General features: G+C 68.6%; 21 protein-coding genes and 1 pseudogene. 14 read left to right on the top strand and 8 right to left on the bottom strand.

Annotated elements, in window-relative coordinates; genetic code table 11:
* Positions 1 to 567 precede the first annotated feature (567 nt).
* Positions 568 to 1,305 (top strand): annotated as a pseudogene (locus CR165_RS20175) (transposase).
* Between the two features lie 15 nt (positions 1,306 to 1,320).
* On the opposite strand, the gene CR165_RS24590 reads toward CR165_RS20175, so the two are convergent.
* Complete coding sequence (locus CR165_RS24590; protein ID WP_146201951.1) at positions 1,321 to 1,989, bottom strand: anti-sigma factor family protein; 669 nt, start codon at positions 1,987 to 1,989, stop codon at positions 1,321 to 1,323.
* A 5-nt stretch (positions 1,990 to 1,994) separates the two neighbouring features.
* On the bottom strand, positions 1,995 to 2,504 hold the full coding sequence (locus tag CR165_RS20180) for an RNA polymerase sigma factor (RefSeq protein ID WP_181378255.1): 510 nt from the start codon (positions 2,502 to 2,504) through the stop codon (positions 1,995 to 1,997).
* Between the two features lie 233 nt (positions 2,505 to 2,737).
* Here CR165_RS20180 and CR165_RS20185 point away from each other — a divergent pair, with 233 nt between their 5' ends.
* Together CR165_RS20185 and CR165_RS20190 are read left to right on the top strand one after the other, a co-directional pair.
* Complete coding sequence (locus CR165_RS20185; RefSeq protein WP_245906615.1) at positions 2,738 to 3,907, top strand: sulfite oxidase; 1,170 nt, start codon at positions 2,738 to 2,740, stop codon at positions 3,905 to 3,907.
* Between the two features lie 9 nt (positions 3,908 to 3,916).
* Positions 3,917 to 4,393 carry a hypothetical protein gene (locus tag CR165_RS20190; RefSeq protein ID WP_146201953.1) on the top strand — a complete coding sequence of 159 codons (477 nt, stop codon included), beginning with the start codon at positions 3,917 to 3,919 and terminating at the stop codon, positions 4,391 to 4,393.
* Positions 4,394 to 4,510: 117 nt separating this feature from the next.
* Here CR165_RS20190 and CR165_RS20195 read toward each other — a convergent pair whose 3' ends face one another.
* Positions 4,511 to 5,392 carry a LysR family transcriptional regulator gene (locus CR165_RS20195; protein WP_109518747.1) on the bottom strand — a complete coding sequence of 294 codons (882 nt, stop codon included), beginning with the start codon at positions 5,390 to 5,392 and terminating at the stop codon, positions 4,511 to 4,513.
* Between the two features lie 106 nt (positions 5,393 to 5,498).
* On the opposite strand from CR165_RS20195, the gene acdA reads away from it, so the two are divergent.
* The 4 genes from acdA (at position 5,499) to CR165_RS25155 (ending at position 8,948) form a co-directional block, all read left to right on the top strand.
* Positions 5,499 to 6,722, top strand: coding sequence for a 3-sulfinopropanoyl-CoA desulfinase (acdA, locus tag CR165_RS20200; RefSeq protein WP_109518748.1), 1,224 nt, complete (start codon positions 5,499 to 5,501; stop codon positions 6,720 to 6,722).
* Between the two features lie 116 nt (positions 6,723 to 6,838).
* Entirely contained in the window at positions 6,839 to 8,173 is a 1,335-nt protein-coding gene (locus tag CR165_RS20205) for a tetratricopeptide repeat protein (protein ID WP_146201954.1), read from the top strand.
* A 66-nt stretch (positions 8,174 to 8,239) separates the two neighbouring features.
* Positions 8,240 to 8,428 (top strand): hypothetical protein, encoded by a 189-nt coding sequence (locus tag CR165_RS25760; RefSeq protein ID WP_245906617.1) that lies wholly within the window; start codon positions 8,240 to 8,242, stop codon positions 8,426 to 8,428.
* Between the two features lie 364 nt (positions 8,429 to 8,792).
* Complete coding sequence (locus CR165_RS25155; RefSeq protein ID WP_219929806.1) at positions 8,793 to 8,948, top strand: hypothetical protein; 156 nt, start codon at positions 8,793 to 8,795, stop codon at positions 8,946 to 8,948.
* Positions 8,949 to 8,990: 42 nt separating this feature from the next.
* On the opposite strand, the gene CR165_RS20220 is transcribed toward CR165_RS25155, so the two are convergent.
* A complete protein-coding gene (locus CR165_RS20220) occupies positions 8,991 to 9,695 on the bottom strand; it encodes a CBS domain-containing protein (protein WP_181378257.1) in 705 nt (234 codons plus the stop codon).
* A gap of 214 nt (positions 9,696 to 9,909) precedes the next feature.
* On the opposite strand from CR165_RS20220, the gene phoU reads away from it, so the two are divergent.
* Both phoU and CR165_RS20235 read left to right on the top strand, forming a co-directional pair.
* Entirely contained in the window at positions 9,910 to 10,581 is a 672-nt protein-coding gene (phoU, locus tag CR165_RS20225; protein ID WP_281262114.1) for a phosphate signaling complex protein PhoU, read from the top strand.
* A 368-nt stretch (positions 10,582 to 10,949) separates the two neighbouring features.
* On the top strand, positions 10,950 to 11,495 hold the full coding sequence (locus CR165_RS20235) for an Hsp20/alpha crystallin family protein (RefSeq protein WP_109518753.1): 546 nt from the start codon (positions 10,950 to 10,952) through the stop codon (positions 11,493 to 11,495).
* A gap of 542 nt (positions 11,496 to 12,037) precedes the next feature.
* Here the strand turns inward: CR165_RS20235 and CR165_RS20240 are convergent.
* Positions 12,038 to 12,880 (bottom strand): universal stress protein, encoded by an 843-nt coding sequence (locus CR165_RS20240; RefSeq protein WP_109518754.1) that lies wholly within the window; start codon positions 12,878 to 12,880, stop codon positions 12,038 to 12,040.
* Positions 12,881 to 13,049: 169 nt separating this feature from the next.
* On the bottom strand, positions 13,050 to 13,733 hold the full coding sequence (locus tag CR165_RS20245) for a helix-turn-helix domain-containing protein (protein WP_109518755.1): 684 nt from the start codon (positions 13,731 to 13,733) through the stop codon (positions 13,050 to 13,052).
* Between the two features lie 259 nt (positions 13,734 to 13,992).
* Between CR165_RS20245 and CR165_RS20250 the strand changes: the two genes are divergently transcribed.
* The gene (locus CR165_RS20250) at positions 13,993 to 14,448 is read left to right on the top strand and encodes a response regulator transcription factor (protein ID WP_146201955.1); all 456 of its coding nucleotides are present in this window, start codon (positions 13,993 to 13,995) and stop codon (positions 14,446 to 14,448) included.
* 18 nt (positions 14,449 to 14,466) lie between these two features.
* Here CR165_RS20250 and CR165_RS20255 read toward each other — a convergent pair whose 3' ends face one another.
* Together CR165_RS20255 and CR165_RS20260 are read right to left on the bottom strand one after the other, a co-directional pair.
* Entirely contained in the window at positions 14,467 to 15,105 is a 639-nt protein-coding gene (locus tag CR165_RS20255; protein WP_245906619.1) for a response regulator transcription factor, read from the bottom strand.
* Positions 15,106 to 15,143: 38 nt separating this feature from the next.
* Positions 15,144 to 17,939 (bottom strand): PAS domain S-box protein, encoded by a 2,796-nt coding sequence (locus CR165_RS20260; RefSeq protein ID WP_109518758.1) that lies wholly within the window; start codon positions 17,937 to 17,939, stop codon positions 15,144 to 15,146.
* A 424-nt stretch (positions 17,940 to 18,363) separates the two neighbouring features.
* Here CR165_RS20260 and CR165_RS20265 point away from each other — a divergent pair, with 424 nt between their 5' ends.
* From CR165_RS20265 to CR165_RS20280, 4 genes are all read left to right on the top strand, one after another.
* On the top strand, positions 18,364 to 18,747 hold the full coding sequence (locus tag CR165_RS20265; protein WP_146201956.1) for a hypothetical protein: 384 nt from the start codon (positions 18,364 to 18,366) through the stop codon (positions 18,745 to 18,747).
* 546 nt (positions 18,748 to 19,293) lie between these two features.
* A complete protein-coding gene (locus tag CR165_RS20270; protein WP_109518760.1) occupies positions 19,294 to 19,617 on the top strand; it encodes a DUF485 domain-containing protein in 324 nt (107 codons plus the stop codon).
* Positions 19,618 to 19,628: 11 nt separating this feature from the next.
* On the top strand, positions 19,629 to 21,305 hold the full coding sequence (locus CR165_RS20275; RefSeq protein WP_245906621.1) for a cation acetate symporter: 1,677 nt from the start codon (positions 19,629 to 19,631) through the stop codon (positions 21,303 to 21,305).
* 89 nt (positions 21,306 to 21,394) lie between these two features.
* Complete coding sequence (locus CR165_RS20280) at positions 21,395 to 23,212, top strand: DUF294 nucleotidyltransferase-like domain-containing protein (protein WP_219929804.1); 1,818 nt, start codon at positions 21,395 to 21,397, stop codon at positions 23,210 to 23,212.
* Positions 23,213 to 23,226 lie beyond the last annotated feature (14 nt).

Consider the following 23,226-nt stretch of genomic DNA (forward strand, 5'->3'; position numbering starts at 1 on the left):
TCCGCTGCCGGTGACGCTACATCAGGATTTGCTGCCTGTTGCGCATAGGCAGCCGGGACAACGGAAAGGCCAAGGAGCACCACGGCTCCGGCTGCCTGCCTGATGAGCGCATCAGGGCGGGTTCCAAACGATACTCCAGCCAGATCGTTAGCCACATCGCTTTGGCGGCTGCCATGACGGACAACCAGCCATGTGCTGGTCTGGTGGTTGGTTGGACTCATCGAGGCAGCCTCATGGCAATGCATTCAAATGTTGATAATGATTATCATTAGCATGGTTGGGTTACATTGGACAAGCTTCTCAGGCGCAGTCCTTGCTGTTGGATTTCGACATTCGATGCGCTTTCCAAACCGACCTCGAAATGCGTTGAGGCAGATGAAGGAGCGGGCGCAGGCGGTGGAGGCATGATGGATGTCGAGCCTGCGCTCGCAGCGGATGACGAGGCGGCGGAGGCGGTTCGTCCAGGCAAAAGCCGCGCTCGTCTCCTGAACCAGGCGCCGTACAGCCGGGATCGGCGGCTAGAGGCTGTTATGGACCTGCGGGTGGGTCACGATCAGGCTGCGGGGCATGAGTGCCCGCAAGCCCTACCCCTCTGACGTTTCCGACGACGGATGGGCGTTGGTGGCGCCCTACCTGACATTGCTGTCCGAGGATGCCCAACAGCGTGAGCACAGCTTGCGCGAGGTGTTCAACGGCCTGCGCTACGTGGTGAAGACCGGTGCACCCCGGCGCTGGATGCCGAACGACCTGCCGCCCTGGGCTGCGGTGTACCAGCAGGCCCAGCGCTGATTGGCGGCAGGCTGCTTCAAGGCTCTGGCCGAGGATCTGCGGACGGTGCTGCGCCTGGCGGCCGGGCGAAAGGCGCAGGCCAGCGCTGTCATTCTGGACAGTCGGACGCTGCGCTCCTCTCCTGAGAGCGGCGAGCGGGCGGGGTATGACGGCGCCAAGCGCAAGAATGGTTCCAAGCTTCACCTGGCAGTCGGCACGCTGGGCCATCTGTTGGCTCTCCATGTCACGCCCGCCAGCACGGATGACCGTGCTGAGGTCGGGCGGCTGGCCCGGGCGGTGCAGGCCTCCACCGGGCAGAGCGTCGAACTGGAGGTCGTGAAGTTGCCGGAGGCCAGGCGCGGCTTCGTGCTTCTGCCGCGGCGCTGGGTGGTCGAGCGGTCGTTTGCCTGGGCCAGCCGCTTTCGGCGGCTGGTGAAGGACTACGAGCGCTATGCCACCACTCTTGCCGATCTCCACCTCGTCGCCTTCGCCTGCATCATCCTCAAGCAAGCCGCTCGACTGGCCGCAGGTCCATGACAGCCTCTATGTCGGTCAAGATAGGCAGGCAGAGTATGCTGAAGCTTCAGCGAGTAGTGTTGCTCCCGCGGCCGAACCGGACCGCACAACTTCAGCCAGGGCCGCGAAGCGGCCGGCATCCATGCTGAGCGTGGTAGCGATCCATACCACCCGGCCATCAGCCTGCTCCACGGTCTCGGTGCGCCAGCCGTCGTTGCCACTCACGGGAGCGCCGCCACGAGGTCCGAGCCAGAGGCCGAGGCGGCAGCCGCGGGGGCCAACATAGCCCGCATAGGTTCCGCCGCCAGTTGGCTCGATCCAGCTCAGCCGCAGTCCAGCGGCGGATAAATCGGGCAGGCCGGGAGCAGCACTGGCTGTATCCGCGGTTGCGGCTAAGAAGCGGCGATGGGCAGCCAGGGAGGGTGTTTCCCGCCCCGGGAGCAGGACGAGACCAGCCGCAGCCAGCGAGAGGGCGATCAAGGTTCCGCCCACCAGCGCCGGCCTTCGCCAGAGCGGCTGCGCCGGTTCAACCGGCATGCCGGGCATCGGCAGGTTGGCGTCGATCGCCGTGGTCAATGCCCTCAGTCGCGCCAGATCCGCTAATCGGGCGGTCAGTGATGGGTCATCGCGCAGGGCACGGGCCGTGTCCGAAGCCTCCGCCGGCGACAACTCGCCGTCCAGCAGGCCGTTCAGGCGCTCGTCCATGCCACTCAACCCGACTTCCTCCGCAGTGGCGCCGCCCTGTTCTCGCTCAGCGCCTCCAGCATGGCAGCGCGGCCCCTGGCCAGCCGGCTCATGACCGTGCCCTTGGGCAATCCGAGCGTCGCCGCGACTTCCAGATAGGAGAAGCCCGCGAGATCCACCAGGGCTACCACCTCGCGTTGCGCTTCTGGCAACCGGGCCAGCATCTGGGCAACCGCAACTTGCGCGAAGGCAGCGTCACCGCCGGTCCAGCCCTGGCCAGCCAGCGCCTCTTCCTCCACCCGGTGATCCTGTGCCACCCGGTTGCGCCGGACAACGTCCAGGAAGGCATTGCGCAGGATGCGGAACAGCCACACCCGCGCTTCCGCCTCCGTGCCGCGTGGTGGGCGGGCCGCGAGGGCGCGCGCCGCGGCCTCCTGCCACAGATCGCGGGCAAGGTCGGGGTCACCCGCCAGCGCCCGGGCGTAGCGGTGCAGCGCCGTGCCATGGCGTGCGAGCAGGTCGCGCTGCTTGGACACGGCCGCAGGGTATCTGCAGCAGGCAGGGATTAAAACACCCTCCTCGCGCGTCCCTCTCTCAAGAGGCCGCCGCTTCGCGGCCCGGGGGAGGACAAGCGACCATGAAGACCGAGCGCAGCCTTGTGGAACTTTTTGCCAGCGATCCAGAACGTGCCGAGGCGCTGGCCTGGGGCCGGCGGGGCGCCCTGAAGGGCGTGTCCCTTGCCGCAGTGGGCATGGCCCTAGGCGCGGCAATGCCCTTCGGGACCCGGATGCCGGGCGGGCTGTTGCCCGCCGCCCTGGCACAGTCGGCCGGCGATACGCCGATCCTGCGGATGGACGGCAAGGTGGCGCTGATCCTGCTCGGCGAGCGGCCGCTGGTGGCCGAAACGCCCGAGATCATGCTCGACGACGATGTGACGCCGGCGGACAAGATGTTCATCCGCAACAACGGCCAGATTCCGGACCGCTTCGCCGCCGACCCGAAGACGTGGCGCTTCAGGCTCGATGGCGAGGTGAACAACCCCCTCGACCTCAGCCTCGGCGACCTTGAGTCCCGCTTCGAGGCGGTGACGATGCGGCTGCAGATGGAATGCGGTGGCAATGGCCGCGCAGCCTTCGTGCCGGAGACCCGCGGCAACCAGTGGAACAACGGCGCCATCAGCAATTGCGAGTGGACCGGTGTGCGGCTGCGCGACGTGATCCGCGCCGCAGGCCCCAAGGAGAGCGCCCGCTTCACCGGCCACTTCGGCGCCGACCCGCACCTGTCCGGTGCCACCGATCGTGCGGCCATCTCGCGCGGCATGCCGGTTGCCAAGGCGATGGAGGAGCACACGATCATCGCTACCCGCATGAACGGGCAGCCGATCCCGCAGATCCATGGCTATCCGCTGCGGCTGGTCGTGCCGGGCTGGCCGGGCTCTCTGTCCCAGAAGTGGCTGACACGGATTACCCTGCTGGCCGAGCCGCACCGGGGGCAGGGCATGGGCGGCACCTCCTACCGCCTGCCGGTGCGGCCGATCGTGCCGGGGTCGCAGAACGACGGCGCCACCTTCGCCGACATGACCTCGATGCCGGTACGCTCGGTGCTGACGAACCTGGCGCATGGAACGCGGCTTCCGGCCAACACCCGGCGTGTCGACCTGCGCGGCCATGCCTGGGCCGGCGATGACGAGGCGCGGGCGGTGCATGTGTCCGTCGATTTCGGCGCCACCTGGCACGAGATGGCGCTGTCGCCGCCGCCGAACCGCTACAGCTGGCAGCGCTGGGCCGGCGCGGTGGAGTTGCCCTCCGACGGCTATTTCGAGGTGTGGCACCGCGCCACGGATACCAAAGGCCGGATGCAGCCTCATGTGGCACCCAACTGGAACCCGCAGGGCTACGGCGCCAATGCCATCGGCCGTGCCGCCATCCTGGTGGGCTGAGACGCCGCCGTGACGATGAGCCGAATGGTTGCGGGCCTGCTGGTGCTGGTGGTGCTCGTCCTGGGCGGGCAGAAGGCCGGCTGGTGGGCCCAGCCCGAGACCCGTGCCCCCTATCCACCGACGCCGGCCGCCCTGGCCTTTGCCGAAATGCAGCGGGCAGAACAGGCGCGCGCGGCGGCGGCGGAGGCCGAGAACGCCCGTCTGGCGGCCGTGCAGACGCCCGCTGAAACCGAGGAGGTGCTGCCGGCCGGCCACGGCCGTGCCGAAACCTTCGCCAACTGCACCGCCTGCCATTCCACCGCGATCATCCGCCGCTCGGGGCTGACGCGGGAGCGGTGGGATGCGCTGATGGACTGGATGGTGGAGAAACAGAACATGACCCCGCTGGAGCCGGACATGCGGGTGCTGATTGTGGACTACCTCGCCAGCGCCTTTCCGGCCCGGCAATCCAATCCCCGGGCACGCAATCCGTTTCTGAGCAACTGACGACGCCTGGCTGTTCTGGCAGGCCGGATACCTTGCAAAGCCTCTTGCTGGCCTTGAACCGTGAGCCGGCTGACGAAAAGGGTAGGGGCATAAGGAGATCGCCCGGCAGCGGTCTCCTCACGGTCCTTCATCAAAGGCAACGCTTCGGAACGTCTCCAGCAGGGAGCCCACTGCTGGCAGTTCGACGTACTCGCGGCGGGCGACGAGCACGAGGTTCCGCCGGACCGGCGGATCGAGCGACAGCTCGTTGAGGCGATGATCTCGCCAACGTGCCATGGAGTGCTCGGGCAGGATCGCGATGCCGAGCCCGAGGTTGACCATGCCGAGGATGGCCTCGATGGAATCCAGCTCGAGGATGGCGTTTACCTTAACGTTTCTGGAATGGAGCGCCTCGTTCACGATCCGTCCTACGCCCATTGCCCCGCTGAACCGGATGAAGGGACGCTTCGCCAGCATGTCATCGACATCCGGCAGGACCAAATCGTCATGCGCGAAGAGCTTCAGCTCCTCCTGCCGGATCAGCTCGGTGGCCAAGCCGATATCCAGGCGATCCGGGGCGGTCACGACGGCGGCGTCGAGGCGTCCCTGGCCGACCTTGAACATGAGCTCAGCTGAAAGGCCGCTCTCCGCATGAATTGTCAGCCCCGGATGAACGTCCCGCAGCCGGAGCAGAACCCGGGGGAGGAGGTTCGCCGCGGCCGAGGGAACGACGCCGATGCGCAATGATCCGATTAGCTCTGAGGGTGCCGCGTGAACGGACGCCCTGAGCGCGTCGTACTGGTCGATCAGTGCCCTCGCGCGGTGGACCAGTGTCCAGCCGTGCCGGTTCAGCACCGGCGGTCGGGTGGTCCGGTCAAAGAGCGTGATCCGCCACTCCTCCTCCAAAGCCTTCATCTGCAGGCTCACTGCCGATTGCGTGATGAAGAGCCGCTCGGCCGCCGCGCTGAAGCCCCCGCTGTCGGCGATCATGGCAAGGGTTCTCAGATGCCGGATTCCCATAGCCTATCATGAGTTTAATTTATCTTAAGTGCAAAACCTTATCGCTTTACCTTGTGGTCGTGTGTGCCAATCTGGCCGAAATCCGCGATAACAAGGAAACGCTCCGATGCTGCTCAACCTGACGCCTGAGCAGGCACGCCTTCAGGGATTGGCCAGGGAAATTGCCGAGACCGTCGTGCGTGGCCGCGCTGCTGAGACCGATCGCGCCGAAGCTTATCCCTGGGACAATGTCCGGGCTCTCAACGAGGCCGGGCTGATCGGCTACACCATCCCCAAGGAATATGGCGGAGCAGGAGGCAGCTTCCTGGACGCCGTCCTCATCGTCGAGGAAATGGCGCGGGTCTGCGGCGTCACGGGCCGTATCGCCGTCGAGGCCAACATGGGCGCCATCTCCGCCGTGATGCGCTATGGCACGGAGGAGCAGAAGAGGCTGGCCGCCCGGATCGTGCTGGCCGGGGACAAGCCCGCGATCTGCATCACCGAGCCGGATGCCGGCTCCGCCGCGACGGAGATGACGACCTCCGCTGTTCAGCGTGGCAATGTCTACGTGCTGAACGGCAAGAAGCACTGGATCACCGGTGCGGGCGTCTCGAAGCTGCACCTCGTTTTCGCGCGCGTCTTCGACGAGGCCGGCCAGGAACAGGGTATCGGCGGCTTCCTGATCGTCCACGGCGACCCTGAGGTGCCGGACACCAGAGGCTTTCGGATCGGCAGGCGGGAGCCCACCATGGGCTTGCGCGGTATTCCCGAGAGCGAGGTGATCATGGAGGACGCCGAGGTCCCCGTGAGCATGGCATTGCAGCCACCCGGGGGCTGGCGCCGAGGCTTCGCCGAACTGATGAACGCCTATAACAGCCAGCGCGTCGGCGCCGGGACCGTGGCGCTCGGCCTCGCGCAAGGGGCCTTCGAACACGCCCTGGACTACGCCAAGTCGCGCCAGCAGTTCGGCCGCCCGATCGCCGAGTTCCAGGGCCTGCAATGGATGCTGGCGGACATGTCGGTGCAGCTCAATGCCGCCCGCCTGTCGCTCTACAACGCGGCCAACAGCGCCAACCCCTTTCCTGACCCCCTGCTGGCCGCGCAGGCCAAGGTGCTGGCCTCCGAGATGGCCATCAAGGTCACGAACGACGCGCTGCAGATCTTCGGCGCCCGGGGCTACTCGCGCAACCTGCCGCTGGAGCGCATGGTGCGGGACGCGCGTATGTTCACGATCGGCGGCGGCACGGCGCAGGTTCTGCGGACGCAGATCGCCGCCCGGCTCCTGGACCGCAAGCTGCCGCAGACACGGGATGGCTACCGGCGCGAAGCCCTGAAGGCTGCGGCCGAGTAGAGATCTACAACCTGGCCTTGGTTGAGGTTCAGGGTCTATCCGCAAGGCCCGGGTTTTGGTCTTGGCTCAGAGAATGAAGACGCCGCCGCGGCGTGATGAAAGGCAGGAGGGGCGACGTGAAGGACGCTCAGGGTTACCCGCTCACGACATCCAGCCAGGATGCTGCGCTACTCTACGGCGTTGCCCAGCAGAACCTGCTCGAGTATCGCCTGGCCACGATGCAGTCCATCAAGGACACGATCCAGGCGGACCCCCACTTCGCGATGGCTCACTGCCTGCGCGGCTACCAGTTCATGATGTACGGGTCCTTCTCCGTCCTGAACAACGCGAAGTCGGCGCTGCGTGCGGCGGCTGCCGAAGCGGCCGGAGCGACAGAGCGTGAGCGGATGCACATCGAGGCGTTGCGCGCCTGGACGGAGGGCCGGACCGGCAAGGCCATCACGGTCTGGGAACAGCTCCTCAGCGCCTATCCGCTCGACATCGTCGCGCTGCGGATGCACCACTTCAACTGCTTCTGGACGGGACGCCAGCACTCGCTCCGTGGTGGTGCGGCCTCCGTGCTTGACCGCTGGCCGCAGGAGATGCCCGGCTACGGCAATGTGCTGGGAATGCTGGCCTTCGGCTATGAGGAGTGCGGCCAGTACCGCGAGGCCGAGAGGTTCGGCCGGCTGGCCGTGCAGCACAACCCGAACGACCTATGGGCCCTGCACGCCGTCGCGCATGTGCTGGAGATGGAGGACCGGCAGCAGGAAGGCATCGACTGGCTGACGCGGCCGGAGAACCACTGGTCCGACCGCAACCCCTTCAAGGGCCATCTCTGGTGGCACCTCGCCCTGTTCCACCTGGAGAGCGGGCATTATGAGCAGGTGCTCGATCTCTATGACCGTTCCGTGCGGAACGACGGCTCGACCTTCTACCTCGACATCCAGAACGCTGCCTCGCTGCTGGCACGGCTGGAACTGCTCGGGATCGATGTTGGGAGCCGATGGGCGCAGCTGGCAGATTTCGCCGAGCAGAGCATCGGTGACCATGGTCTGATCTTTACCGATCTGCATTACATGATGGCCCTCGCGAAGGAGCACCGCTTCGAGGCGGCCGAACGTCTCCTTGCCTCGATGGAAGACTTCGCCGCACAGGACTCGGGCGACAGCGCCGCAGTGGTGCGGGCGATCGGCCTGCCACTCTGCCGTGGTATCCTCCGCTTCGAGCAGGGCGACTACCCCGGTGCCGTCGACGAGTTCGCGCCCTTGCACAACAATGACGCGCCGATCGGCGCCAGCCATGCTCAGCGCGACATCATTGACCAGTACCTCATCGAGGCAACCCGGCGCGCGAGCAATCTGCCACGGACACGGATGCTGCTGGCGGAGCGGGTCGCGCTGCGGCCGCGGAATAAAGCGGCCGTTGAGCGGCACATGGATGTCACGCGTCAGATCTATAGGACGGCCTGACATGCGGGAGGCGCGAGGCAGGGCCCATGTCTTGGCCGGCTCAGACAAGCGGGAGGAGATCGCCCTGTGATCGAACTTGACGCCATGGCCGCGAGTGTACCGGACGGTGCGCTGATCGCGATGCCGCCGGACAACTCCTTGCCCTCCGTCGCACTGGCCAAGGCACTGGTCCGACGCGGCGCGCGCGGGCTGCGCTGCTTGGCGTGCCGGTTTCTGGCTTCGCGACCGACCTGCTTATCGGCGCGGGATGTGTAACGGAGGTGGAGACCAGCGCGGTATCACTCGGTGAGGCCGGCCTTGCGCCGCGCTTCACAGCGGCACTGAAGGCCGGCACCATCACCGTCCGGGACGCAACCTGCCCAGCGATCCACACCATGCTGCAGGCCTCCGGGAAGGGTGTACCCTTCATGCCCCTGCGTGGGGTGATCGGCGGCGATATCCTCGAACGGGCCTGCGAGGGCGACGAGCGGACTGGCGTGCAGATCCTGAGGCGCGCGCTGGAAGCACCGGCCCGGCAGATCGCCAAGAACTCGGCCGCGGATGGCGGCGTGGTGGTGGCGCGCATGCGGGCGGGCGAGGGGGCATCGGCTTCGACGCCGCGAGGAACGCGTATGCCGACTTGGTCGCCGCCGGCATCCTCGGCCCGACCAAGGTTGTGCGCGTGGCCCTGGAGAATGCCGTCTCCGTGGCCGGCCTGCTGCTGCTGACCGAGGCTACCATGACCGAGCTTCCGGAGAAGAAGCCCGCCGCCGAGGACGCCGCCCTGGCGCTGTGAGGACAAGGCCGGGCGACGATGCCGCCCGGCCCCGCAGTGGCCTCAGATCTGGGGATACAGCGAGTAGTCGTGCAGGGGGCTGATCTCCATCCTGTCCTCGACCCCCCGCACGCCTTCGACGCGCTCGGCGGCGACGCAGATTGCCCGCCGCGCCGCCTCCGACCGGCAATATCCCTCCAGGCGGACGATGCCGTTCTCGACGATCACGCTGGTCAGATGCTCGGTGGCCCAGCTGTGACGACGCATCTCCTCCACCACCGCCTGCTGGATGCGCTGGTCAGGCCCGGCGGTGCCGACCCGGTCGCCCTCCGCGATGATCACGCGCAGCAGGTCCGCCCGGGACACGACCCCGACAAGGCGGCCGTCCCGCAGCACCGCGACCCGACGCACGTTCCGCTTCTGGATCACTTCCACGGCTTCGCCGACGGCGGCGTTCTCGTCCACCGCGGCGACATCGGGCGACATGATGTCCCGGACATGCCGGCCATGTGTCCTGACGTACTGCGTGGCAGCGCGGTCGCGGTTGATCATCTGCCGGGCCAGCCAGCCGAGCCCCGCCTCCTCGCCCGCCGGCGCCAGGCGGCGGATCAGGTCGCCCTCGCTCACGACGCCGATGGGCGTCCCGGAGCCATCCACCACGAAGGCCGCGGAGATGTGGCGTTGCGCCAGCAGCTGCGCAACGGCTTCGATGGCCATGTCGGGCGGCACGACCACAGGGTCGCGGGTCATGATCGATTGCACTTGCATGAGACAGCCTCCTTCTCCTGCACGGTTTCCTCGGTGCAGCAGTATCAGGCCCGTGCTCCGGGGGACCTTGATCTGGAGCAGCTTCCGCGGGCCTTCGGTCGCGCCGGCCGGCTGATGTCCGTCAGGGCAGGGGCCGTGCCTCCGGTGCCAGTCTTCCACACCGGCAGCGCATCCCGGCAGGGTCAGGTGGAGCGAGGTCATGCAGGGTCATTATATGGAAAGGGGCCAGGGACGCCTCGCCCAGGATCTCCAGCAGCTCCGGCTGATGATCGAGGAGATGGGAAGCCGGGCGATCCGCCAGGTCAGCGATGCGAGCACCGCCCTTCTGCAGCATGACAACGGCCTCGCCGAGGAGGTGCTCCGGCGTGACGTGCAGCTCGACGCCCTGGAGCGCGACGTGGATGCCGCATGCATCCGCCTGCTGGCGCTGCAGCAGCCTCTCGCCGCGGATCTCCGCCTCATCGTCGCGGTCCTCAAGACGAGCCATGATCTCGAGCGGATCGGCGACTATGCGGCGAACATCGCAAAGCGCAGCCGGGCCCTGCGCCGGATACCCGATTGGCTGCACCGGGCGACGCTGGGCGAGATGGCCTGGCTGCTGCAGCGGAACATCAAGGAGGCTGTCCGCTCCCTGGTCGAAGCCGACGCAGCGGGAGCCTGGGCGGTGTGCCAGTCCGATGACGATGTGGACGCGCTCTACGACCTGGCCTCCCAGGCCGTTCTCGAGCAGATGTCGGCGGGGCGGTGCGAGCCCGACACCGGCACGCACCTGATGTATGTCATCAAGGGCCTCGAGCGCATCGGCGATCATGCCGTGAACGTTGCCGAGATGGCCTACTATGCCGTTCGCGGCGCCAGCGCTCCGGTGCAGCGTCCCAGGAGGTGAGGTCCGGCGCCGGTGGCAGGGCCGCCGGTGCGCATGGCGCGGGCGAGTTCCGCGCGCAGGACCTCATGCAGCACCCCGCCGGCCGGCCCGCATGCGGCGAGCTCCCGGATGCCGGCGGCATCGCCCCCGACAGGCCGGTGGACTCCGCCAGGCAGGCCGCCATCAGGTGCGGCACCGGGACGTTGCTGCACAGCCCTGCGGGCTTGGCCGCGGCGGCAGCCGCGGTTGCCGGGTGGAGCGCCGCGCATTGCGCGCAATGCTCGTCAGCCTGACGCAGATCATCGCTCCGGAGCACGGAGACTGTAACCAGGGGCCGTGGCGGGCAGCGAGATTTGCTGCCGCTGCCATGGGACACAGGAGGAATCATCATGTCCGACAACACGGTAAGCACCCCGAAGGCCGTGCAGCCGGTGCAGCCGCCTGCACCGGCGATGCCGGAATGCTTCTGGCAGCCGCTGGCGGGCCTGCGGGACGAGATGGACCGCGTCTTCGACAATCTCTGGCGCGGCTTCGGCGGCAGTCCGCTCCGCCGCGGCGAAATGATGCCACCCTGGCGCAACGACATGCCGTTCACCGCCGCCCTGCCCGCGGTGGACGTCACCGAGAGCGACAAGGATTTCCGCATCACCGCCGAGCTGCCGGGGCTGGGGCGGGATGACGTGGAGATCAGCCTGTCCGGCAACATGCTCACCATCAAGGGCGAGAAGAAGGAACAGCGGGACGAGAAGACGGCGAACCACTACCTGTCCGAGCGCCGCTTCGGCAGCTTCCGCCGCTCCTTCGAGCTGCCCCAGAGCGTGCGGCGCGACGGCATCGAGGCCAGCTTCGACAAGGGCGTGCTGTCGGTCATCCTGCCCAAGACGGCGGAAGCGGCGCAGCAGACGCGCAGGATCGAGGTCAAATCGGCCTCCTGAGGCTGTCGCCGGGGGGCATGAGCGACACGCGTGATCCCGCCCCGGAATCGCCTGCCGCCATCGGCCTGCCGCTGGTACCGGCCCCGCCGCCATCGCGGGTCCGCCCGGGCCGCGATGGCGGCGGTGGCTGGGCCGTCATCACGCTGGCCGCCGGCCTCTCCCTGTGGCTGGTGCTGCGCGGGCTGCTCGGCATGCCAATCGCCGGGTCCGTCGCGCTGTTCCTCACCGGGGTGGCACTCTACCTGTTCTACGCCACGGCGGTCGGCCTGCTGTTCATCCTGATCGTGCAGCCCATGATCCTGCTCTCCGGCGGCAATACCCGTTTAGAGAGCATGCCGCGCGCCCTGCAGGCGGTGATGATCGTCTTTCCCTCCACCCACTTCGTGTCCTTCGCCCAGGCCATCCTGTATCGCGGGGCGGGGCTGGACACGGTCAAGGTCCGCCTTCGCGGCGGCGGCCGTGATCGGGCTGGCGGTGCTGGCGGCGGCCCTGCTGCGCTTCCGCGCCACCCTGGCCGCCGCCCTGTCATGAGCCGCGCGCCATCAGTGCGAGAGCAGCACCGGAATGGTCGAGCCATGCAGCAGGCTGCGGGTCACGCCGCCCAGCACCATCTCTCGCATGCGGCCATGGCCGTAGCCGCCCACCACCAGCAGCTCCGCGCCGAGATCGGCCGCAGCACTCAGCAGCACGTCCTCGACCTGCAGGTCGCCGCCGGCCATGGTGGTGGCAGCGGAGACGGTGGCCCCGTGCCGGGCCAGGTGGCGCGCGATGTCCTCGGTCTGCACCTGGCAGCTTGCCTGCTCCTCCGCCCGGGCGAACACCGAGAGGACCTGCACCGCCTCCGCCGCCTGGATCAGCGGCAGGGCATCCCCGACCGCGCGCGCAGCCTCACGCCGCCCGTTCCAGCCCACCAGCACGCGCCGGGCCGTGAAATCGCGCGGCGGGCTCGGCGGCAGCAGCAGCACCGGCCGGCCCGCATCGAACATGACCTCCTCGGCCAGATCGGCCTCGATGCCGTTCCGGTCGGAGCGGCCGAGGATCGTGACATCGGCGTAGCGGGCGTGCTGCACCAGAACCGAATCCACCATCCCCTCCACGAGGCGCCATTCCGCCGGGATGTCCTCGCGCCGGGTGGCTTTCTCGAACTGGGTGTGGATCTGCTCCGCCCGCTCCTTGGCGGCCTGCTCGGCTTCCTCCAGGACGAGCCGCCATGTGGCCGGGCTGACATAGCCATCAGCGGCAGCCATCATGGGCCAGTCGAGGCTGTAGACGTGCAAGGCGGCCAGGTGGGCGCCGTGGTGCTTCGCCAGCGAAATGGCGGGGTCCAGGATGCGGGGGGCCACCTCCGGGCTCGGCAGATACACGAGAATGTCTTTCAGCGACATCGCTCCGCTCCAGGTTCAGGCAGCCGGCATGCCGCGGGCGGCCTGTGTTGCGACGAGGGTGGTGCCGGCCGGAGGAGCCGCCAGCGGCCGGGAATCTGGAGGATCGTGGAAGGCCGGGGCTGGCTGGCCCGCTGGCGGAAAGCCGGGAGGGGCTCGCCGCGCATCCTTCTCAGGCCGGGACGCCGCTCAGGTCGGCGACCTCGGTCAGCCTCTCGCGCTCGAGGATGTGCAGGGTGTGGTTGTCCTCGATGGCGATCATGCCGGACTTGCGCAGCGCCGTGAGGACGCGGCTGACCGTCTCCGCCGTGAGGCCGAGATAGTCGGCGATGTCGTAGCGCGACATCGGCAGGTCCACCGACGGGCGGCCGGGGCAGCTGCGGGCCGCCAGGTCGAGCAGGAAGTGCGCCACGCGCTCCGTGGCGCTCCGGCAGCCCAGCAGGATCGAGCGGTCCTGCGCCGCCGCCAGCTTCTCCAGCGTGAAGGCCTGCCAGGACTGCGCCGCCAGCGGTTCCTCGTCCATGTAGGCGTCGATGTCCTTGCGTGCGAAGGCGATCAGCACGACCTCGGTTATCGCCTCGGCCGAGAAGCGGTGCTCCTCCACGCCGTCGAGGCCGAAGACCTCGCCCGGCAGGGCGAACTGCGCGATGAAGCGCCGCGCATCCGGCAGCACGCGGCACACGCGCACGGCGCCCGAGACCACCTTGTAGAACTGCCGGATCTTGGAGCCCTCGGCGTAGATCTCGGCGCCGCGCAGCAGCCGGCCTGGCCGGCCGGGGATGGCCCGGCCGCTGCGCTCCGGAGCGACCGTGAAAGGGAAAGGCAAGCGCATGCCGGTCAGCGCAACGCTCTGCATGGGTCGACTTCCTTCCGAAACGAGCGAGCGCAGTATCAGCGCCTTATCGTTTCGGTAACATTCCGGAAAATCACGTTCCGTAGAAGCACGTAGCGAAGTTCCGGCAAGTATTCACCTGCCGGCATTAAACTTTCTGGTTCATCCTGATCCGTGTCAGGGCAGGGCTGCCGCCGCAGGCTCAGGTTGCGGCTGGCTGGGCAGGACGCGGCAGGCACGGCGGCGCCCCCGGCTGCACCGACGATGACGGGACAGCATGCAGATGAGCCGGGAACCACCCCGCGAGCAGCCATGCCAGAGCGCAAGCGGGCAGGGCGACCCTCTGGCCGCCAAGCCCGGCCGCGTCCTCGTGCTCAGCGCCGATCCCGCGGCCCGGCGCGCCCTGATGCTGATGCTGGAATCGCACGGCTTCCTGGCCTACCCCTTCGCCAGCCTCGGCGCGCTGCTGCGGGTGGCCGACAGCCTGGGCGCGGAGAGTGCCGGATGGTGCTGCCTGCTGATGGCCGAGCGCCCACAGGCGGACCGCATCGGCCTGCAGGTGCTGCTGCCGCTGCGGCGCGCCGGAAGGGTCATCCCGGCTGTCATCCTGACATGGCCCGTGGCGGCGCAGGTGGAGCCGCCGGCTGGCCATTCCCTGGTCTGGTATGCCGACCCCCTGGTGCCAGAGGATGTGCTGCGCTCCGTGCGTGCCGCCCTCGGGGACGCCGAGCCGGGCTGAGGCGCTGCGGCGCCGGCGTCACCGCCCATACTGCGCCAGCACGGCCAGGCGCACCGCCTCGGCAAAGCTGCCGACGCCGAGCCGGGCCATCAGCTTTATCCGGTAGACCTCGACGGTTCTCGGGCTGATCCCCAGCTCGAAGCCGATGACTTTGCTGGGCTTGCCTTCCATGGCCAGCTCCAGCACCTCGCGCTCGCGCGGCGACAGCGTGGCCACCCGCTCGGCGGCCCGGGCTATGTCTGTCCTCTGGCTGGCGTTCCTGGGCGGGTCGTCCAGGGCGCCGGGTTCGCCGGGCGGCCCGGCCATGGCGGTGCGGAGGGTGGAGAGCAGAACCTCGTCATCGAAGGGCTTCTCGATGAAATCGGATGCGCCTGCCTTCATCGCCCGCACCGCCGTCGCGATGTCGCCATGGGCGGTCATGACGACCACCGGATGGCGGAAGCCCTGCCTCCTCAGGTCGTGCAGCAGGTCGAGCCCGTCCTTCCCGGGCATGCGGATGTCGGTCAGCACGCATCCCCCTGCCGACCATTCGAGGGATGGCAGGCACTCGAGGAACTCCCCGGCCGAGGCGTAGGTGCGGGCGGGTGTTCCGGCCGCTTCCAGCAGGGTTGCCACGGCCCAGGAGACATCCTCATCGTCGTCGATCACATGCACCATGGGCTGACCTGGGCGAGGGCCGGGTGCTGCCGCCGCTGTCATGGCTTCTCCTCCTGCAGCAGCCTGGCGTCCGATGGCACCAGCAGCGGCAGGGTGAAGCGGAACACCGCGCCCCCGCCGGGGTTCGGCTCGCTCCACAGCCGGCCGTCATGCGCTTCCACGATCGAGCGGCAGATGGACAGGCCAACCCCCATGCCGCCGCGCTTGGTGGTCACGAAAGGCTCGAACAGCCGGGCTTCCACGGCGGGGGAAAGGCCCGGCCCGGTGTCGCGCACCGCGACCTCCAGCATCCCGGCGCCGCGGCGCGTGGCGTTGATCGTCAGCCGGCACGGCTGGCCGCCTGCCTCGCTCATCGCTTCCACCGCGTTGCGGATCAGGTTCAGCACCACCTGCTGGATCTGCACCCGGTCCACCAGAACCGGCGGAAGGTCCTGGTCGAGCTGGATGGAAATCTCCACGCCATGATGGGCGACGCCCAGCAGCGCCAGCTCCCTGGCCTCGCCGATGATATCGGGCAGCAGGACGGGTTCCCTCTCGACTTCGCCCTTCATCACGAAGTCGCGCAGCCTCTGCACGATCTGCCCGGCGCGGAGCGACTGGCTGGCGGCGCGCTGCAAGGCTTCCAGCACGCGCGGCGGCAGCACCGCATGGCCGGGCGAGGCTTCCAGCAGGCGCAGCGCGGCCCTGGTGGAACTGGCGATCGCGGTCAGCGGCTGGTTGAGCTCATGCGCCAGGGCGGAGGCCATCTCGCCCGCCACGCTGAGGCGGGAGACGTGCAGCAGCTCCGTCTGCAGGTCGTTCAGGCGCCGCTGCGATGCCTCGTCCTGGCTCAGGTCGCGGAGGAAGCCCGTGAACAGGTGGCCTTCCTTGGTCCTGACCTCGCCGACCGTCAATTCCATCGGGAACACCGAGCCATCGCGGCGCTGGCCATGCACCCGCCGGCCGATGCCGATGATGCGGCGCTCCCCCGTCCGCAGGTAATGCGACAAGTAGCCGGCGTGCCGCGACCGGTCGGGCTCCGGCATGAGAACCGACACCTCCTGGCCCAGGACCTCCACTGCCTGCCACCCGAACAGGTGCTCCGCCGTGGCGCTGAAGGACACGATGCGGCCGCTCTCGTCGATCACCACCATCGCATCCGGTACCGTGGCCAGGATGGAGCGGAGCTGGCCCTCGCTTTCCTCCAGCGCCCAGCGGATGCGGCTCAGCTCCGTGACGTTGGTCCAGGAGGCATAGACCAGGTTCTCGCCGTCGATCTCCACCGGTTCGACGCGCACCAGCATGTCAAGCCTGTCGCCCGCGCGGTTGCGGAAGCGTGTCCTGATCTCGTCGCCCTTCGCCCCGAGCTGCGTGGCCGCGATGGCCAGGCTGTGCCCGGCGGTGCCGGCCATCTCCAGATCCGCGATCCGCAACGTGGTGAATTCCGCCATGCTGTAGCCGAGTTCCAGGCAGGCACGCTGGTTGGCCCGCAGCACGCGCAATGAGCCGGGCTCCAGCAGGGCGATACTGACCGGCGCAGCCTCCAGCAGCGCGCGCGAACGCCGCTCCGCCTTGCGCAACTCCTCATCCGCGCGCAGCCGCCGGCGCACAACCGCGACATGCTGCGCGATGGTGGCCAGGAACGCGACGTCCTCCTCCTGGAAGCGCTCCCGCGCGTGGCTGGCGAAGGCGAGCGCGCCCAGAACATCCTCCCCGGCCAGCAGCGGAAAGCAGACATAGGCCTGGATGCGCGGCGGAGCGGCGGCCTGTTCCTGCGGCGCCGCCGGATCCGGCTGCGCCGTCCAATGCACCGGCGCGCGGCTCCGCGCCACGGCATCGCAGATCGCCGGGCCGGAGGGCAGGAGGCTGAAGGCCGCGACCTGGCCGGGATCCGGGCCGATGCCCGCCGCCAGCCGCCACGCCTGGGCTTCCGGCAGGTAGCTGAACACCGCATCCACGCCCAGATCCGCCGAGAGCGTGGCGAAGAGCCCCCGCAGAACCTGCTCCGGATCGCCTGCGCCCAGCAGGTTCGCCGCGGCTTCGGACAACAGCGCCAGGCGGCGCGACCGCTCGCGCAGCGCGGTCTCGGCGCGCCGCTGCGGCGTGACGTCGACCACCGATTCCATCACCACGAGCGGCACCCCGTCGCTGCCGCGGCGCAGCGTCTTGCGCACGGCGATGCTGCGCGCTTCCCCGCTCCGCGTGTGCTGCACCAGCTCGCCCGACCACTCGCCCGATGCCAGCAGGGCCTGCTGGATCTGCGACACCGGAACGGGAAACACCGTGCGCAGAAGCTCGTGCAGCGGGTAGCCGACCGCTTCCGACGCCCTCCAGCCGAAGATCCGCTCGCAGCCGGCCGACCAGTAGGTGACCACGCCCTCCGGCGTGCGCGACATGAAGGCGCCGAGATCCAGCGTCTCCAGTGTCAGGCGAAGGTTTCTTTCGCTCTCCCGCAGGCTCTGCCGCGCCTTTTCTTCCGCCGTGCAGTCCCGGACGATGAGGACCTGCATCCTCTGGCGCCGGTAGGCAACCGGCGAGCCCTGGAACTCGGCCGAGAAGGTCGACCCATCGGCCCGCAGCCCCCGGCCGCGGTGAGGCCTGCCATTGCCGCAGGAGGCGCTGCGCAGTGCATCCTCGCGGAATTCGGGCGCCACGAAGTCCAGGGTCTCGCGGCCGATCACCTCCTGCAGCGCGGCATAGCCGAACATGCGCCAGAACGCCGCGTTCGCGTCCACGATGCGCCCGAGGTGGTGGATGGCAACGCCCTCGCGCGTCGCGTCGGAGAGGGTGCGGTAGCGCTCCTCGCTCTCCCCCAGGGCGATCTCCGCCTTACGCTGCAGCAGGTGATTCGGCATCCCGGCCTTGCCGGACCGGCCGCCGCCGGAAGGCCCGCCCCAGCAGCGTGCCCAAGGCGGCCAGGCCCGGAACACGCGGGGCCGTGCGCCCGGCAGTGCCGCGATCCTGCGTTGCGGGGCCAGGAGAGCGCGCCGGCGCAGGGGCCGCCGGACCAGCCCGGCGCCCGCCGCGCATCCATGTTCCCAGGCGGCCTGAAAATATCATGGTGCTGCGCCCGTTGCTGCGTCTCCGGTAAGCACGTGCCGATCATCTTCAGCACCTTGCAGGCATGCTGTCCACAAAGGCGTGCCCTCCGCGCCGGGCCGCAGAAACCAAGATCCGGGACTCCGTCCCGGAGGTGATCCAGATCAGTGCCGTTGCAGCGCGCGGCGCGGCAGCCTGCGGTGCCACCGATGGGGTGGCACCATGTGACAGGAGCAGGTCATGCCCCCCGATGATCAGGTTACCTCCGCGGGCCCCGATGCCAAGGCTCCTCCCTTCGGGTGGAGCGATGGTGCGGCCTGGCCGGATGCCATGCTGAACGTCCCATGGCAGACGTCCTACCGGACGATGCTGGAAGCGCAGAAGATCATGGGCGAAGCGTTCATTCGCGAGCTCGACGTGCTGGGCGCGGCGCAGACCGGCTACGGCAAGGGGCTGGAGGATATGCTGTCCTGCCGGCGTCCCCAGGATCTGCCGGCGGCCTATGCCTCGTTGATGACGGTGCTGCTCGAAGCCATGGCGCGCCATGCCGAGGTCAGCGCCGCCTATGCCAGCCGCCTCCGGCAGTGCTGCGGCACTCTGGCCGAGACAAGGGCGCGCAACTAGGCCCTGTCCTGGCCGCCCTCGGCGCCGCGTTCTTCGCGTGGAATTCTGGCATCTGCGCCGCCTTGCGAGCGGTCCGGTTGTGAGTTCTGGCTGAACCGCAACCAAGAATGCCTCGCTGCTGCCCTTGCCGCACCAGCCAGCCAACCGAACCGGGCATGAGGGATGGCGAACCGGCGCTGCCCCCCTGCGCGGCCGTCTCTCCGGCAGGCCGTGATGCGGGGGGCAGTGCCATGCCCGTGCTCCGCCAGGCCGACCCTCGCCTCCGTGGTGCCGGGCGCCTGTTCCGGTACCGATCCAGACTGAGGGGTCATCCTGATCTGTCGCAGTGTTCGAGCGGCGCGCACGGTGCAGCGTGCCGTCGCTGTTCCGGAAACGACGATGAGCGCTTCATCCAGGCCTGCCTCTCCGCCTTCCCCGGCCGGTGCGGCGTGGGCGACGGCGTGCGGCGCGACACGGACGGCCACGGCCGGATCATCGGCCGGGCGGGCCGGGAACACCTGTTTCCAGGAAAGCGGCTTTTCAGCCAGCACAACAGGAGATGATCTCATGGACAAGAATGAGCGACCGGAGACCTCGCATGAGCGGATCCTTCGCAGCCCGAACTTCCAGGCGCTCGTGCGTCAACGCTCGGGCTTCGCCTGGATCCTCTCGGCGCTCATGCTCGGGCTCTACTTCGGCTTCATCGTTCTTGTCGCCTTCGCCAAAGAGCTAATGGCGGTGCGGATCGGCGGCAGCGTCGTGACCCTTGGCATCCTCCTCGGCCTGGGCGTCATCGTCGCGGCCTTCGTGCTGACGGGCATCTACGTCGTCCGTGCGAACAGCCGGTTCGACGAGCTGACCCGCAGCCTGCAGGACGAGGTGCTGTCATGATGCCCCGCAGGATGCTTCCGCCCCTCCTGGCGGCCCTCCTCCTCTGTGCCGCCCCGGCAGCGGCATGGGCGCAGGGCGCGGCGGCTGCGGCCGGCCGTGGGTTGAACTGGCCCGCCATCGTCATGTTCTTCATCTTCGTGCTCTCGACGCTCGGGATCACCTATCGGGCCGCCAGGCAGACCAGGTCGGCGGCGGATTTCTACGCGGCCGGCGGCGGCATCACCGGATTCCAGAACGGCCTCGCGATCGCGGGCGACTACATGTCCGCCGCGTCCTTCCTCGGCATCTCCGGCCTTGTCTTCGCGAGCGGCTTCGATGGGCTGATCTACTCGATCGGCTTCCTGGCCGGCTGGCCGATCATTATGTTCCTGATAGCCGAGCGGCTGCGCAACCTGGGCAGCTTCACCTTCTCCGACGTGGCGTCCTTCCGGCTCGAGCAGACGCCCATCCGCATCCTCTCGGCGACCGGGACGATCGTCGTCGTCGCCTTCTACCTGATCGCCCAGATGGTGGGCGCCGGAAAGCTGATCGAGCTGCTCTTCGGCATGAAGTACCTCTACGCCGTCTTCATCGTCGGCATCCTGATGATCGTCTATGTCGCCTTCGGAGGGATGAAGGCCACGACCTGGGTTCAGATCATCAAGGCCTGCCTGCTGCTGGGCGGCGCGACCTTCATGGCCCTGGCCGTGCTGTGGCGCTACGGCTTCAGCCCGGCGGCGATGTTCGCCGATGCGGTCGCCATGCATCCCCGGCAGCAATCCATCATGGCGCCGGGCAACTTCGTGGCGGACCCGGTCTCGACCTTGTCGCTCGGCCTCGCGCTGATGTTCGGCACGGCAGGGCTGCCGCACATCCTCATGCGCTTCTTCACCGTGTCGGACGCCCAGGCTGCGCGCAAGTCGGTGTTCTACGCGACCGGGCTGATCGGCTACTTCTACATCCTGACATTCATCATCGGCTTCGGCGCCATCACCTTCCTGATGGACGACGCGGCCTATTTCCGGACCGGGCCCGGCGGCGGCTACAACCGCATCACCGACCTCATCGGCGGCACCAACATGGCGGCCATCCATCTGGCCGATGCCGTTGGCGGCTCGCTCTTCATGGGCTTCATCTCCGCCGTCGCCTTCGCCACCATCCTCGCGGTGGTGGCGGGCCTGACGCTCGCCGGCGCATCGGCCGTGAGCCACGATCTCTACGCCTCCGTCATCGCCCGCGGCCGGGCCAATGAGCAGCGGGAGGTCCGGATCTCGAAGGGGACAGCGATCGTGATCGGACTGGTCGCGATCTTCCTCGGTTACGTCTTCGAGAACCAGAACGTGGCGTTCATGGTGGGGCTGGCCTTCTCGGTTGCCACCAGCTGCAACTTCCCCGTCCTGCTCATGTCCATCTTCTGGCGCGGGACCACCACCCAGGGTGCCTTCATCGGCGGCTTCCTCGGGCTGATCAGCGCGGTCCTGATGGTCGTGTTCAGCCGCGCCGTGTGGGTGAACACCTTCGGCTACGCCGCGCCGCTTTTCCCCTACGACAACCCGGCGCTGTTCTCCATGACCATCGCCTTCGCCGGGATCTGGCTGTTCTCCAAGATGGACAGCGGCGAGCGGGCCCGGCGGGAGCAGGCCGCGTTCAACATGCAGTATGTGCGGTCGGAGACCGGGCTGGGAGCGGCAGGCGCCAGCGTGCATTGACGCCAACCCGGCGCCGCCGTCCGCCGGGACACAGCCCGGGCCACAGGCGGCCCGGGCCCTGGAAATGCAGCACCGGGGGAGCAATGCAGGTGGCCGAGAGCTTCGATGCCGGCAATCCGCCCTTCGACCGCCTGACCCAGCAGGAGGTCGAGGACATCAGGGCGGGCGCCGATATCGGCTATTTCGCGCCGGGTGATGTCATCGTGGCCGCGGGCAAGCCATCCGGGCAGCTCCACGTCATCATCAAGGGCGTGGTGGAGGTTCGGCAGGACGGTGCCATGACAGCCCTCCTGCGCGCGGGCGACAGTTTCGACTCGCGCGCCCTGGTGCATGGCGCGGCCGGGGAGGACTTCATCGCCGCGGAAGAGACGCTGTGCCATCTGGTCCCCCGCCCTGCCGTCACGAGGCTGATCAGCCGCAATGCGGGCTTCGCCGCCTTCTTCTATGCTGAGGTCTCGCGCAAGCTCGATGCTCTGGCCGGGGCGCGCCGGCCGGATGGATTCGAATCTGTGCTGCGCGCGCGCGTGCGCGACGCCCAGCGCGGGGATTCGAACGTCATCGACGGCGGCGAGACGATCGAGGCAGCAGGCCACCGCATGAGGAGGGTCAATGCGAACGCCCTCTTCGTCCGCGATGGGGACCGCACCGGGGTCGTGACGGGCATGAACCTCTCGAAGGCGGTCGTCCTGCGGCGCCTGCCGCTCGAAACCCCCGTCCGCGATGTCACGCATTTCGATGTCGTCTCCATAGAGGCCGGGGATTTCCTCTACGAGGCCATCCTGCTGATGACACGGCACGACAAGCGGCGCCTCGCGGTGCGGCGGGAAGGCCGCTATGTCGGCTTTCTCGAGGACATCGATATCCTGGGCCTGGTCGCCGGCAACTCGCAGCTGATCCCGGGCCGGATTGACCGCGCCCGCGGCGTGGAGGACCTCACGGTGGCCGCGCGCGACATCCAGGCGCAGGTCCTGCGGCTGCACGGGCAAGGCGTGCGGATCGAGGCGATCGCCGAGATCACCTCCGACCTCAACCGCCGGCTGCTCGCGCGCCTCTTCGAACTGGTCGCCCCGCCATCGGTGCAGAGCGGGGGATGCCTGCTGCTGATGGGTTCCGAAGGCCGTGGCGAGCAGACCCTCCGGACGGACCAGGATAACGGCCTTCTCCTGGCAACGCCGGTGCCGGAGCCGGATCTGGCCGCGTTCCGGGAGGCCTTCACCCGGGCGCTGGACGATTTCGGCTTCCCGCGCTGCCCGGGTGGGGTGATGGTCCGCAACCCCTTGTGGTCGCAGACCCTCGACGGCTTCCAGCGCCAGCTCAGGGGCTGGGTTGTGGACCGCAGCCCCGAGGCGGCGATGAACCTGGCCATCTTCTGGGACGCGGCCGCCGTTTCCGGCCGCGGCGAGCTGCTCGAGCAGGCGCGGATGACCCTGTTGACTGCCCTGCGCGGGGAGGGGGCCCTGCTCGCCCATTTCGCCCAGCTGGTGGATACCTTCGCGGAGCCGCAGGTCGGGCTGCTCGGCTCGCTTCTCGCCTCGGTCGGCATGAATTCCGACGAGGTCGATATCAAGCGCGCCGGCATCTTCCCGCTGGTTCATGGCGTGCGCACCCTGGCCATCGGCCGCGGCATCACCGCCCAGCCCACGGCACTCCGGATCGCGGCGCTGGTCGAGGCAGGGGCGCTGGATGCGGCTTTGGGGCGTGAGCTGGTGGGGGCGCTCCGGGTTTTCATGGAGTTCCGGCTGCGCGCCCAGCTCGAGGCCGCGCGGCGCGGCACGCCGGGGCCCGATGCGGCCGTGCGGCTGGGCCTGCTGACCAGCGCCGACCGCGACATCCTGCGCGACGCCCTGCGGATCGTGCGGCAGTTCCGCGAGGTGATCCGCAGCCACTACAATCTGCGAGGCCATTGAGGATGCGGGGAGCC

The sequence above is a fragment of the Teichococcus aestuarii genome (genome assembly GCF_003116135.1).
Lineage (GTDB): Bacteria > Pseudomonadota > Alphaproteobacteria > Acetobacterales > Acetobacteraceae > Pseudoroseomonas > Pseudoroseomonas aestuarii.